The 12,439-nt window shown below is 71.7% G+C and carries 10 protein-coding genes, 2 tRNA genes and 1 pseudogene; 6 read left to right on the top strand and 7 right to left on the bottom strand.

Annotation, left to right across the window (positions count from 1 at the left end):
* Positions 1-122 precede the first annotated feature (122 nt).
* Genes AB0B57_RS19130 through AB0B57_RS19145 form a run of 4 tightly spaced genes read right to left on the bottom strand, consistent with a single transcriptional unit; the run spans position 123 to position 3,070 of the window.
* Positions 123-1,217 (bottom strand): hypothetical protein, encoded by a 1,095-nt coding sequence (locus AB0B57_RS19130; RefSeq protein ID WP_357071070.1) that lies wholly within the window; start codon positions 1,215-1,217, stop codon positions 123-125.
* Complete coding sequence (locus tag AB0B57_RS19135) at positions 1,214-1,930, bottom strand: thioredoxin domain-containing protein (protein ID WP_357071073.1); 717 nt, start codon at positions 1,928-1,930, stop codon at positions 1,214-1,216. The genes AB0B57_RS19130 and AB0B57_RS19135 overlap by 4 nt, the downstream gene beginning before the upstream one ends.
* Entirely contained in the window at positions 1,923-2,447 is a 525-nt protein-coding gene (locus AB0B57_RS19140; RefSeq protein ID WP_357071076.1) for a MauE/DoxX family redox-associated membrane protein, read from the bottom strand. The genes AB0B57_RS19135 and AB0B57_RS19140 overlap by 8 nt, the downstream gene beginning before the upstream one ends.
* Positions 2,448-2,479: 32 nt before the next feature.
* Complete coding sequence (locus AB0B57_RS19145) at positions 2,480-3,070, bottom strand: sigma-70 family RNA polymerase sigma factor (protein ID WP_357071079.1); 591 nt, start codon at positions 3,068-3,070, stop codon at positions 2,480-2,482.
* Between the two features lie 201 nt (positions 3,071-3,271).
* Here AB0B57_RS19145 and AB0B57_RS19150 point away from each other — a divergent pair, with 201 nt between their 5' ends.
* From AB0B57_RS19150 to AB0B57_RS19160, 3 genes and pseudogenes are all read left to right on the top strand, one after another.
* Complete coding sequence (locus AB0B57_RS19150; protein WP_357071082.1) at positions 3,272-4,936, top strand: copper resistance protein CopC; 1,665 nt, start codon at positions 3,272-3,274, stop codon at positions 4,934-4,936.
* A 17-nt stretch (positions 4,937-4,953) separates the two neighbouring features.
* Positions 4,954-5,691 carry a YcnI family protein gene (locus AB0B57_RS19155; RefSeq protein WP_357071085.1) on the top strand — a complete coding sequence of 246 codons (738 nt, stop codon included), beginning with the start codon at positions 4,954-4,956 and terminating at the stop codon, positions 5,689-5,691.
* Between the two features lie 690 nt (positions 5,692-6,381).
* Positions 6,382-6,597: pseudogene (locus AB0B57_RS19160) on the top strand (hypothetical protein); the annotation flags it as partial.
* A gap of 330 nt (positions 6,598-6,927) precedes the next feature.
* Here the strand turns inward: AB0B57_RS19160 and AB0B57_RS19165 are convergent.
* On the bottom strand, positions 6,928-8,220 hold the full coding sequence (locus tag AB0B57_RS19165; protein WP_357071088.1) for a glycosyltransferase family 87 protein: 1,293 nt from the start codon (positions 8,218-8,220) through the stop codon (positions 6,928-6,930).
* Positions 8,221-8,292: 72 nt separating this feature from the next.
* On the opposite strand from AB0B57_RS19165, the gene orn reads away from it, so the two are divergent.
* Both orn and AB0B57_RS19175 read left to right on the top strand, forming a co-directional pair.
* Positions 8,293-8,883 carry an oligoribonuclease gene (gene orn, locus AB0B57_RS19170; RefSeq protein ID WP_357071091.1) on the top strand — a complete coding sequence of 197 codons (591 nt, stop codon included), beginning with the start codon at positions 8,293-8,295 and terminating at the stop codon, positions 8,881-8,883.
* Between the two features lie 115 nt (positions 8,884-8,998).
* Positions 8,999-9,071: transfer RNA gene (locus AB0B57_RS19175), tRNA-His, on the top strand.
* Between the two features lie 104 nt (positions 9,072-9,175).
* Here the strand turns inward: AB0B57_RS19175 and AB0B57_RS19180 are convergent.
* Together AB0B57_RS19180 and AB0B57_RS19185 are read right to left on the bottom strand one after the other, a co-directional pair.
* On the bottom strand, positions 9,176-10,465 hold the full coding sequence (locus AB0B57_RS19180) for an Ig-like domain-containing protein (protein ID WP_357071094.1): 1,290 nt from the start codon (positions 10,463-10,465) through the stop codon (positions 9,176-9,178).
* Between the two features lie 251 nt (positions 10,466-10,716).
* Positions 10,717-11,991, bottom strand: a complete 1,275-nt coding sequence (locus AB0B57_RS19185) for an Ig-like domain-containing protein (RefSeq protein WP_357071097.1) — start codon at positions 11,989-11,991, stop codon at positions 10,717-10,719.
* A 188-nt stretch (positions 11,992-12,179) separates the two neighbouring features.
* Here AB0B57_RS19185 and AB0B57_RS19190 point away from each other — a divergent pair.
* Positions 12,180-12,252, top strand: a tRNA-Lys gene (locus AB0B57_RS19190).
* Positions 12,253-12,439: the final 187 nt, after the last annotated feature.

Consider the following 12,439-nt stretch of genomic DNA (forward strand, 5'->3'; position numbering starts at 1 on the left):
AACACCTGCCGATGCCCGAACGTCACCACACCCGGCCTCGCCACCAGCACCTCCACCACAACCAAGATCAGTTGCACTGAAGCCTAGAAACCACCGGCGTGTCGGGGGCAATAACCTCATGATCAACGGGGGCCGGTGGGGTGGGGGCCGGTTGGGGCTGGGGTTTTGGGGGCGGCGTGTAGGCGGAGGACTCCTGCTGCTGTTGCTCCGGTGCCGGTGATCAGCACCAGCGCGACCATCACCCGGGCCAGCTCGGGTGGCCAGGGGACCGGGGCGATGGAACGGGCGAACACGGCCGCGTTGCCCACCCCGGCGAACAGTGCCACGCAGGCCCCGGCCAGCGTCACCACGAAGTCGGCGGCCGGGCGACGTGCCAGTGCGTACCAGCCGGCGGCGATCGCACCCAGGCCGGTGAGCAGCGACCAGATCTGCCCGGACAGCAGCCCGACCAGCACCCCGCCCACTCCGTGGGCACCCGCGTCCAACTCCCGCCCCACCGGGTATCCGACGGCCAGCGCGCCGCCGACGACCAGCAGGGCACCCAGCGCGGACAACGCGCGGGCGCCGGCCGGGGCGGCCGCGGCGACCAGGCCGAGCGCGCCCACCGCGAGCAGCCCCACGATGGTCACCGCCCACCAGGTGTACGCGTCCGGCGGCGGCACCCAGTCCAGTGTCCCGCCGATCGTCACCGGGTCGGCGCCGTCCCGCAGGGGGATCGTCCAGTCCCGGACCCGGTGCTCCCGGTCCGGTGCGGCGCGTACCTGCGCGGGTGGTGCCGACTCCTGCCACAGCGCGCGCTGGTCGTGCCAGCGCGCGGTGCTCCCGTCGGCGATCCGCCGCCAGGTCGGCGGGGCCGCCGGGTCGGCCTCGGCCGGGAGCGCGGTGTCCCCGGCGATGGTGCGGTTCAGGTACGTGGCCGGGGAGCGGCTGTTCTCGAAGACCCCGTCCGGGCCGACCCGCAGGTACGGCTCGCCGGAGTAGCCGATGACCTCGATGGCGCGGCCGGTGTCGTTGGTCAGCTCCAGTCGGGCGCCCGCCTCGACGACGCGTACCTCCAGCCCTGGCCGCTGCGGTGTGACCCCGGTGGCCCGGGTGCGGTAGTCGGTGCCGTCCGGGGCGTCCGCGCCGTGGGCGGCGGCGGGCGCCGCGGTGAGCACTGTCGCCGCGAAGGCCGCGGTGGCGACCAGGCCGGCCCGAGCCAGCAGGGTACGGATCACTTGCCGGCCGCCGCCACGGCCGCGTTGAGGGCGTCCGGGGTGGGGTTCTCCAGGGGCTGGCCGTTGACCATGATGGTCGGCGTGCCGGTGACCTTGCTCCGGCTGGCCGCGTCGGTGACGTGATCGGTCCACGTGCGGTACGTGCCGTCCTTGACGCAGCCGCCGAACGAACCCCGGTCGAGCCCCACGCCGGCGCCGATGTCGATCAGCTCGTCGTTGCTGAGCCCGGCGCTGCCCTCCGGTGGCTGCTTCGCGAACAGCGCCTTGGCGTACTCCCGGAACTTGCCGCCGGCGGCGGCGCAGCCGGAGGCGGCCGACGAGCGGGTGGAGTAGTCGGTGGTGGAGAAGCGGTTGAGGTACGCGACCGGGTGGTAGACCACCTTCGCCTTGTTGTCGGCCACCAACTGCTCCAGGGTCGCCCCGCTGGTCTGCTCGAACTGGTGGCAGGCCGGGCAGATGAAGTCCTCGTAGACGTCGACGGTGACCGGCCCGCCGCCGGTGACGATGCCGGTGCCGGCCGCGTTGGCGCCGGGCGGGGTGGTGAACGTGTCGGAGCGCTGGTTGGACCAGACGACCCAGCCGACGACACCGGCGATGACCAGGACGACGACCGCCGCGGCGGAGACCCAGATCGTGCGGCGACGCCGCCGCTCGCGGGCGAGCTGCTCGCGGACCACCCGGGCGGCGTCCCGCTGCCCCTTGCGACTACTCATCCTCGTCCTCCACAGCGGGTTCGCCGGACAACCACCCGTCCACCGATACCGGCGTACGTGGCCAGACCAGCAGAAATCCGGCCATTACCAAGAATCCCAGGTCCCGGAGGATCTCCGGGAGGTAACTGGGTGCCTGCCCCTCGGCCAGCTGCCCGCCGCTGCCGAAGCAGCCGCAGTCGATGGCCAGCCCGCGTGCCCAGGCCGAGGCGATCCCCGCGACGAAGACCACCAGCAGCGCGGCCGACACCCCGGCGACGAGCCGGGTGGCCAGCCCGAGCAGCAACAGCACGCCCAGCGCCAACTCGACGAAGGGCAGGGCCGCGCCGAGCACCGTCGCCACGTCGTACGGCAGCACCTGGTACGCGTTGACGGCTCGCCCGGAGGCGGCGAGATCGCCGACCTTCGACGCGCCGGCGACGAGCCAGACGGCGGCGAGGCCGAGCCGTGCCGCCGTGCCGAGCCAGGGTCGGACGACAGGCCAACGGCCGACCCTGTGGGGAGGTGCAGTCACGCTCATTTGTCGTCCCGTCTCCACCGGAAGTTCCCCGCTCAGCCGGCCAGGGCGTCGCCGACCGCCTCGACCAGCTCGTCGCGGGCCCGAGCGACCCGGGAACGGATGGTGCCCACCGGCACCCCTTCCACGGCGGCCGCCTCGGCGTACGACAGGCCGAGCAGTTGGGTGAGCACGAACGCGGCGCGCCGCTCGGCGCTGAGCCGGCGGACCAGGTCCGCGGCGCCGAACTGGCCGGCCGGGTCCGGGTGCGGGTGGTCGGTGTACGCGTTCGCGGCCAGCCGCTCGTCGAGCCGGCGGCGGCGGATCACCGTGCGCAGGTGGTCGGCGCAGGCCCGCCGGGCGATGCCGAGCAGCCAGGTGCGGGCGCTGGAGCGACCCTCGAACGCGGGCAGGGCCCGAAACGCCCGCAGGTACGTCTCCTGGGTCAGGTCGTCGGCGCTGTCCGGGTCGACCAGGGCGGCGGCGAACCGCCAGACCTCGATCTGGGTCAGCCGGACGAACGCCGCCTGGGCCCGCGGATCACCGTCGCGCGCGCTCAGCGCCCACTCGGTTGCCGGGTCCCGGGCGACGTCACCGGCCGGCTCTGCCGGACCGGCGGCACCGGTGTCTCGCGGGACGGGGATCACGACAAACCAGATTACGCGGCAGCCGACGCAGCGTCAGGGTCCTTCGGCCCTTGATGGTCTGCGCCACGCCGGGAACTTTTTCGCCACCGGAGCCGACTACCTTCGCATGACACGCGATCCCTCCCGCGCGGCACGGGCGGCTGAGCAGAGTTGAGCCCTTCGCCCGACTCGGGTCGCCGATCTCCACACCTGTCGGCGACCATGGCTGGCATGATTGTCGCCCCCCGCCGCTGGATCGCCCGGCTGGCTGCCGCCGCCGGCCTTCTGGTCACCGTCGTCGCCCTGTTGATCGCGCCAGCCACCCCGGCCAGCGCCCACGCGGTGCTGGAGAGCAGCAGTCCGGCCGCCGCCGCCGTGGTGTCGAGCGCGCCGTCCGAGGTGACCCTCCGGTTCAGTGAGTCGGTCCGCAAGGTTCCCGGCAAGATCAGGGTCATCGCGCCGGACGGCTCCCGCGCCGACCGGGGTGAGCCGTCCTTCGACGGCGGGGCCGTGAGCATCCCGGTGGACCCGGCCGGTGGGCGCGGCACCTACCTGGTCAGCTTCCGGGTGATCTCCGCCGACAGCCACCCGGTGTCCGGGGCGTTCACCTACTCGGTCGGCGCGCCCTCGACGCCACCCGTCGACTCCGGCACGGACAGCCGCGCCAACCCGGTGGTGGGCACGGCGGTGAAGGTGGCTCGCTTCCTCGGCTACGCCGGCCTGGTGCTGCTGGTCGGGCCCGCGCTGGTGCTCGCCGCGCTGTGGCCGCGACGGCTCCCGCGCCGGGGCCCGGCCCGGCTGGCCTGGATCGGCCTCGGCCTGGTGGCCGTCGCCACCCTCGCCGACCTGTGGTTGCAGGTGCCCTACACGGCCGGCGGCGGTCTCTTCGAGGTGACCGGCGAGGGGTTCGGCAGCGTGTTCGGCAGCGCCTTCGGTGCCGCCCACCTGGTCCGACTCGGCCTGTTGGCGGCCTCCGCCTTCCTGCTCCGGCCGCTGTTGGCCCGGCCGGCCGGTCGGGCCGACGCGATCATCCTGGCCGTGCTCGGTGGCGTCGCCCTGCTGACCTGGCCGCTGGCCGGGCACCCGGCGGCCTCGCCGGCACCGGCGGTCTCCGTGGTGGTCGACGCGGTCCACCTGGGCAGCATGGCGGTCTGGCTGGGTGGTCTGCTGATGCTCGCCGGGTTCCTGCTGCGCCAGGCCGACGAACGGGAGTTGGGCGCGATCCTGCCCATCTGGTCGCGCTGGGCCGCGCTCGCCGTCTCGGCGCTGCTGCTGGCCGGCACCGTCCAGGCGCTGATCGAGGTGGCCACGCCGAAGGCACTGTTCGACACCACGTACGGGCGGTTGCTGCTGGCCAAGATCGCGCTGTTCGCGCTGGTGATCGCCGTGGCCGCGTACTCCCGGCAGTTGGTGCGTCGGCGCATCGCCGCGCAGCGCCCGGCGCCGGTTCGCCGGGCGGTCTGGGTGGAGTTGGCCGTCACCGTGGTGGTGCTGGGCCTGTCCGCCACGCTCGTGCAGACCACGCCCGCCCGCACCGCGGTGGCCGGGCCGTCCAGCACCGAGGCCGGCCTCTTCAGCACCAGGCTGTCCAGCCCGCTCTTCTCCATGCAGGTCGAGGTGAGCCCGGCCGAGCGGGGCAACAACTCGGTGCACCTGTACGCCTACGGCAAGGACGACCAGCCGCTGCCGGTGGTGGAGTGGAAGGCGACCGCCGCGCTGCCCTCGGCCGGGATCGAACCGATCGACGTCCCGTTGCTGCCGTTGACGGACAGCCACGCCTACGGCGACATCAGCCTGCCGGCCGCCGGCGACTGGCAAATCAAGATCACCGCTCGAACGACAGACATCGACCAGGACACGGTGACCGCCACCGTGCCCATTCGTTAGAGAGGTTCGCAAAACCCATGATCCGATTCCGGCGTACCGCAGGCGCCGCTGCCGCCCTGGCGTTCACCGCCGCCGCCACCGCTGTGCTCGGCTTCGCCGGGCCGGCGTCCGCGCACGTCACGGTCAACCCGAAGGAAGCGGCCCAGGGCGGGTACGCCCGGGTGGCGTTCCGGGTGCCCAACGAGAGCGACAGCGCCTCGACCACCAAGCTGGAGGTGACGCTTCCGGAGAACGCCCCGGTCGGCTCGGTGTCGACCATGCCGGTGCCCGGCTGGACGGTGGCGACCGAGAAGCGCAAGGTGGACCCGCCGATCGAGGTGCACGGCAGCCAGCTCACCGAGGCGATTTCCAAGATCACTTGGACGGCCACCGGCGACGCGGCCGTGAAGCCCGGCCAGTTCCAGGAGTTCGGAGTCTCGATGGGGCCGCTGCCGAAGGTCGACTCGATGGTCTTCAAGGTCCTGCAGACGTACTCGGACGGCGAGATCTCGCGCTGGATCGACCCGCCGGCGGCGGGCGGCGAGGAGCCGGAGCACCCGGCACCGGTGCTCGCCCTGACCGCCGCCGGTGCTCCGGCGAGTGCGGCCACGCCGAGCGCCGCAGTCGTGGCGTCGCCCGACGACGACGATGACGACGAGGGCAACGGGCTCGCGGTCGGCCTCGGTGTGGCCGGTCTCGTCGCCGGTCTGGCTGGTCTGGTGCTGGGCGGTCTGGCGTTCTCCCGGACCCGTCGGGAGCCGGTCGTCAAGTCCTGACCCGTCCCGCCCGCTGGCCCGCCGGAGAGCATCCGGCGGGCCAGCGCGCCTTCCGCAGTCGGACCTGGCCGTGCCGTGGATATCCCCTGATCACGGCGCCTACGTCGGTAAGGTCGGCCGAGTATCTGGCTACGGAGGGAGACGTCGCGAATGCGTGTCGTGCGGGCGATCGTCGGTGTGCTGCTGTTGGTCGTGGGGATTCCGGCGCTGATCGCCGGTGGCGCGTTGTGGTTGGTGACCCGACACGTCGAACCCGATGGGGCCTTCGCCGCCCGCTTCGAGACGGTCCGCACGCCCGGTCACGCGGTGGTGGTCACCGACCTCGACCACCTGCTGCGCCAGGAGGTGCCGTTCGCGCGTACCGGGCAGACCCGACTGCGTCTGGACGCCCGCACCTCGGATGGCCCGGCCTTCGTGGGGCTCGCGCCCGCCGCCGAGGTGCGGACCTGGCTGGAGTCGGTGCCGCACGGCGTGGTCCGCCGGGTGGCGCTGGCCCAGGGCCCGCTGCCGGTCCGGCTGGACCCGGCCGGTGCCGTTGCGGGCGGCCCGCTCGATCCGCCCGCCGTGGTGCCGGTCGACTCGCCGGGTCGGCCGTCCTGGGTACGCGAGGGCATCGGTTCGCTCCAGTGGAGTGCGGACGACCTCGCTGGTGAGCCCATGAGCCTGGTGCTGATGCGCCCCGACGGCCGCGCCGACCTGTCCCTGGAGCTGCGGGCCGAGTTGCGGGCGGGGTGGACCGGCCCGGCCACCGGGAGTCTGCTGGCCGCCGGCGTCCTGCTGGTGGTGTGCGCTCTGCTGCTCCTGCTGCGACCGCTACGGCCGCGCGAGGTGATCTTCGTGGTCGAGCCGGATCAGGTGCCGATGCTCGCCGGTCGGCTCGGGGTCACCTCGCTGAGTGGCCTGGGGCCCGAGGACGCCCGGGCAACCTCGCCGTTTCCGGCCGTACGGCAGCTCACCATGGTCGGCTCGGGTGCGGGGGAGCGGCGTCGGTCGCCGACCGGCGCGGCCCGGTCGGCCACCCTCGACGACCGGGAGGAGCCGGTCCAAGCACCTCGACCACCGGCGGCGACGCTGAGTCTCGCCTGGCCGCCGACCGGTGGGGCGGCCCGGCCGGTGGCGGTCGACGAAACGGCGGGTGGCCCTCCGCGCTGCCGACGCGGAGGGCCACCCTCACCGGGGGATCGGTGCTACCCGAGCGACGCTTGAGGTATGAGACCAGATTAGCGCTAGTGGCGGCTATTGGGGAGATCCGTCCATTTGGCGCGATTTTTCCGCAGGGTGCGGATGCTCGACGGGCCGGCGACGGCCCGACCGCACCGGCAGCGTCGCCAGCAGCAGCAGGCTGATCAGCACGTACGTGTTCTGCACCACGAAGTCCACCGGGTCCCTGGTGCGGACCGCTGCCGAGCCCCAGTCCTGGAAGGTCACCACGCCGTAGACGATCACGGGGGTGATGCCCAGCGCCAGCCCGGCCAGCCACCGACGCCGGCGTACCTCGTCCGGGCGGTCGGCGCTCAACGCCGCGTCGGCGAGCAGCACCACCGCCGGCACGAACCAGTAGATGTGGTGGGTCCAGGTGATCGGGCTGGCCAGGGAACCGACCAGCCCGGTCAACGTCAGGCCCGTCAGCAGGTCACCGGCCCGCGCCGCGCGGGCGGCCCGCCACAGCCCGTAGCCGGCCACCGCGGCGACCACCAGCAGCCAGAGCAGCCGGTCCGGCTTCTCCGGTGCGGTGAACCGGCTGAGCAGGCCGAACAGCGACTGGTTGCCGACGATGTCGGTGCGCCCGACCCGGTCGGTGGTCCACAGCTCGTGCGTCCAGAACCGCCACGAGTCGCTCGGGGCGATCGCCGCCGCGAGTAGGGTCGCCGCCGCCGCGGTCGCGCTCGCCACCGCGGCGGCCCGCCACCGCCTGGTGGCCAGCAGGTACACGATGAAGATGCCGGGGAAGAGCTTGAGCGCCGTCGCCAGCCCCACGCCGATCCCGGCCCAGCGCCGCGCCTGCGGTACGGCGAACAGGAGGTCGGCCAGGATCAGCACCACCAGCAGCATGTTGATCTGCCCGAAGGTGATCGTCTCGCGGGTGCTCTCCACGGCCAGCACCAGCAGGACGGCGAGGGTCAGGGTGAACGTCCGCGGCAGGTCGTGGCGGGCGATGACCGGCAGCACCAGCCAGCGGGTGGTCAGCACCACGGCCAGCACGGTGAGCACCGTGAAGATCGTCACGGTGGCACCGAGCCGCAACAGGCCGAACGGCCACAGCAGCAGCGCGCTGAACGGCGGGTAGGTGAAGTACAACTCGCCCTGCACCCGGTCGGGCTGGACGTAGTCGTAGAGCGGGTGGCCCGCGCGCCACCAGTCCACCGCCGACATGTAGATCTTGAGGTCGAGGAACTTGTGGTTCAGACCCCGCAGGTAGAGCGCCGGCAGCACGGCGATGACGGCCACCACCGCGACCAGGCGACGGACCGTACGGCCGCCGGGATCGTCGTCGGTGACGGCGGGCGGTGCGACGGGTTCTGCTGGCACCCCGAAACCCTAGCGGGCTGGCCCGCCGAGAGCGCGCAGCCACGTCCCATGGGCTGCGCGTAGGCTGTCCCGGTGGCTGATCTCCTCGTCTGGATCGACTGTGAGATGACCGGGTTGGACCTCGGCAGGGACAAACTGATCGAGGTTGCGGCACTGGTCACCGATCCAGACCTCAACGTGCTGGGTGACGGGGTCGACGTGGTGATCCACGCCGACGAGACGGCGCTGGAGGGGATGCCGGAGGTCGTGCGGACGATGCACGCCAAGTCCGGCCTCACCGACGAGGTCCGTCGTTCGCCGGTCACCCTCGCCGAGGCGGAGGACCTGGTCCTGGAGTACGTCCGCACCTTCGTCAAGGACCCGCGGACGGCGCCACTGTGCGGCAACTCGATCGCCACCGACCGGGGCTTCATCGCCCGGGACATGCCGCGCCTCGACGCGCACCTGCACTACCGCATGATCGACGTCTCGTCGATCAAGGAACTCTGCCGTCGCTGGTACCCCCGGGTGTACTTCGGCCAGCCGCAGAAGGGCCTCGCGCACCGCGCCCTCGCCGACATCCGGGAGAGCATCCGGGAGTTGGAGTACTACCGGCGCACCGTCTTCGTCCCGCTGCCCGGCCCGGACGTGGAGACCGCCAAGGCGATCGCCGCCGACCTCTGAGGGTGGGCGGCCGTCTTCGGGGCGCGCAGGGAACCCGCTAGACGTGGTGCGCGGCGGTGTGGCTATTATTGGTCCGCACCCCGCCCGGGGCGATCGACCGGGCGACGGCGGCATGGTGGCTGTAGCTCAGTTGGCAGAGCACCGGGTTGTGGTCCCGGTTGTCGTGGGTTCAATTCCCATCAGTCACCCAGTTGGTTGTGCTGCTCAGGCCCCCTCTTCGGAGGGGGCCTGAGTCGTTTTAAGGGGCTCAACGAGGAAGCCCCCTCCATCGGAGAGGGCTTCCTCGTGGGGCTCAGGCGGTCGGCGTGGGGGACGGGGTGCCGGCGCCGTCCGGGGTCGGGGCGGTGTCCGGATCGGCGGGCGGCTCGTACGGGAGGGCGCTGCCCTTGACGTACTCGTCCCAGCTCATGTTCCAGTCGGTCCAGCCGTTGCCGTTCTTCAGCTTGGTTTCGGTGCCCTTGACCGTGATCGGATCGCCGACCTGCGTGTTGTTGAACAGCCAGTTGCCGTTGGCCATCGACACGTTCACGCAACCGTGCGAGACGTTCACGCTGCCCTGCTGGCCCTCGGACCAGGGTGCCGCGTGGATGAACTCGCCGCCCCAGGTGAGACGCTGCGCGAAGTCAATCTTGGTGCGGTAGCCCTCCTCCGGGCCCAGCTCCTCGAACGTGTCGAAGACCGTCTTGCGCAGCTTCTCGATCACGACCATGGTGCCGCTGGACGACGGGGTGCTCTTCTTGCCCAGGCTGACCGGGATGGTCTTGATCACCGCGCCGTTGCGGGTCACCGTCATCCGCTTGGTCTTGTTGTCCACCGTCATGATCACCGAAGGGCCGATCTTGATGTCCACGGAGAGGTCGGCACTGCCGTACCAACCCTCACCCATCGGCAGGCCGCCGGCCCGCACCCGGTAGGAGACCTTGCTCCCGGTCTTCCAGAACACCTTCGGCCGGTAGCGGATCTCGGTGGGGCTGACCCAGTGCCAGATGCCCTCCTGGGCCGGCGTCGAGGTCACCGTCATCCGGCGCTGCACGTCGTCGCGGTAGTCCTCCGGGATGTCCCGGCTGAACTTCACGATCAGCGGCATGCCGACCCCGACCACCTGGTTGTCGCCGAGGAAGCTGCTCACCCGGACCTGGTTGTCCGGCTTGGCCATGGTGGTGAAGGTGCTGGTCGCGGTGGCCGGACGATCATCGTCGCCGGTGGCGGTCACGGTCGCCGTGTAGCTCGTGCCGTACTCCAGCGTGCCGGTCGGCAGCCACGTCTTGCCATCCGCGGCGAGCGCGCCCTCGACCGCCTTGCCGGCCGCGTCCTTGAGCTCGACGGCGGTCTTCACGGCGTCCTTCGCGGTGAAGGTGATGCCGGTCGAGGCCGGCACGTCCTTGGCGTCGGCCGCCGGCTCGCTGATCGTGGCCGCGGCCTTCGGTGCCGGGCTCTCGCTGCCGCCGTGCCACGAGGACGGCTTGCCGCCGTCGCCGTCGGTGCAGGCGGCGGTGAAGGCCAGCGCCACGGCGAGGAAACCCGCCGCGAACACGCGACGTCGCCCACGGCGCCTGATCAGCTGATCCTGGCTAGCTCGCATGATTCCCTCACAGTCGTGGTCGCTGCCCCATCGTCTCCTACTGACGCGCCAGAGCCGGCCCCGGTTGCCGAGGGTGAACCGAAACACGCCGATTTTCCTGCCGGATTCTTGCTACTATCCGGCGTTTCGTGAGTGTGGCTCGTCTCCGTGCGGGGGCGCTGGGGTCGCCGCGGCATCGTCGCCTCGCCGGAGTGCAAGGATACGCGCCGGCCCGGCCATCGGCAGGGCCGGCGCGAGAGGGCCGACAGGGCTCAGAGCGCCGGGCCGGCACCGCCACTGGGCACGGGCAGCGCGCTGCCCTTGATGAACTCCGACCAGCTCACACTCCACGCCGTCCAGCCGTTGCCGGCGCTGATCTTGCGCTCGGTGCCCTTAACCGTGATCGGGTCACCGATCCGCGTCTTCTCGAACAGCCACCGGGCGTTGGCCGTCGACACGTTCACGCAGCCGTGCGAGACGTTCTGGCGCCCCTGCACGTGCTCCGACCAGGGTGCGGCGTGGATGTACTCGCCACCCCAGGTGATCCGCTGGGCGTACTGGATGTCGGTGACGTAGCGGTTGGCCGGGTCCGGGTCGTCGCGGGTGTCGAAGACCGTGGCTTCCTTCTTCTCCATCACGACCATCGTGCCGCTGGACGACGGTGTGCTCTTCTTGCCCAGGCTCACCGGAATGGTGCGCACCAGCGCCCCGTCCTCGTACACCGTCATCTTCTTGTTGGCGTTGTCGACCTTCATCACCAACGACCGACCGATCTTGGCGGTGGCCTTGCGGTCCATGTCGCCGTACTTGCCGTTGCTCAGTGGCACCCCGGCCAGCGCGATCCGCACCGAGATGGTCGTGCCGGGCTTCCAGTACTCGGGTGCCCGGTAGTACGCCTGCGTACCGTTGTCGACCCAGTGCCAGGCCCCCGGCTGCGGCGGGTCGGTACGGACGAACATCCGCTTCTGCACCGCCGCCCGGTCCTTCTTCGGGATGCCCGGGTGGAACTCGGTGACCACCGGCATGGCGACGCCGTAGCTCTTGTCGTCGAAGAGGTACAGGCCGGACCCGATCGTCGACTTCGGCTTGGCCATCGTGGTGAAGTTGCTGGTGCCCTGGCTGCTCGTGCCGTCGGCCGCGCTCGCCGTCACCGTTGCGGTGTATCGGGTGCCGAACTTCAGCGGGGCGGACGGCACCCAGGCGGAACCGTCGCTGCGCAGCTTGCCCTCCACCGCGCCCCCGCCGGCCGCGGTCAGGGTGACCGCGGAAACCTTGCCGCCGTCCGGGAGTTTGGCGCTGATCTCCGTGCTCACCGGCCGGTTGTTCGCGCCGTCGGCTGGGCTCAGCGCGAGCGTCGGCCCGCTCGGCGCGCTCGGCGTGGCCGCTGTCGAGGGCGCGGACGAGCCCGGTGCGGCGCCCGCGTCTGCCGCCGGCGTCCCGCCGACGAATGTCGGCTCCTTCTGCTTGTCGCCGCACCCGGTCAGTGCCAGCGACGCCGCCAGAGTCAGAGCGCCCACCACCGCCCCGGCTCGCGTGAACCGTGTCATCCCCACCTCTGTTCTCGCGTACCTGGCGGACATCGTGCCGCATCACCGCCGCAACCCACGCCCCCGAGTTGAGCGAGCTGGCCGGTTTGGTGGTTTTTGCCCGCAAAGCTCGACCGAAGGGGGGAGCCCGGTAACCGGATTGGAGCCCGACTTCCGGGGGTGCTAATGTTTTCTCCGTTGCCGAACGAGCGCCGCTAGCTCAACTGGCAGAGCAGCGGACTCTTAATCCGCGGGTTCGGGGTTCGAGTCCCTGGCGGCGCACCCTCGGAAAGGCCCCTGGCCTGGCGTTTCACGCCGGTCAGGGGCCTTCTCTGCTTCTCTGGCGGTGGCTGGGTGCTCATGGGGTGCTCGGGAGCGGTTGGACTGCCCGGGGCCCCTCGGGATGGTGGAAGCCGACCCGGGACTGCGGACGTGATCGACTGCCGGCAGCCCGATGCCTCGTCTTGCC

Source organism: Micromonospora sp. NPDC049101 (assembly GCF_040648675.1).
Taxonomy (GTDB): domain Bacteria; phylum Actinomycetota; class Actinomycetes; order Mycobacteriales; family Micromonosporaceae; genus Micromonospora.

Bases quoted from the DNA above. Each gene is read 5' to 3' on its own strand.
- AB0B57_RS19135 (WP_357071073.1), bottom strand. From the start codon at position 1,930: ATGAGTAGTCGCAAGGGGCAGCGGGACGCCGCCCGGGTGGTCCGCGAG.
- AB0B57_RS19140 (WP_357071076.1), bottom strand. From the start codon at position 2,447: ATGAGCGTGACTGCACCTCCCCACAGGGTCGGCCGTTGGCCTGTCGTC.
- AB0B57_RS19150 (WP_357071082.1), top strand. From the start codon at position 3,272: ATGGCTGGCATGATTGTCGCCCCCCGCCGCTGGATCGCCCGGCTGGCT.
- AB0B57_RS19155 (WP_357071085.1), top strand. From the start codon at position 4,954: ATGATCCGATTCCGGCGTACCGCAGGCGCCGCTGCCGCCCTGGCGTTC.
- AB0B57_RS19180 (WP_357071094.1), bottom strand. From the start codon at position 10,465: ATGCGAGCTAGCCAGGATCAGCTGATCAGGCGCCGTGGGCGACGTCGC.
- AB0B57_RS19185 (WP_357071097.1), bottom strand. From the start codon at position 11,991: ATGACACGGTTCACGCGAGCCGGGGCGGTGGTGGGCGCTCTGACTCTG.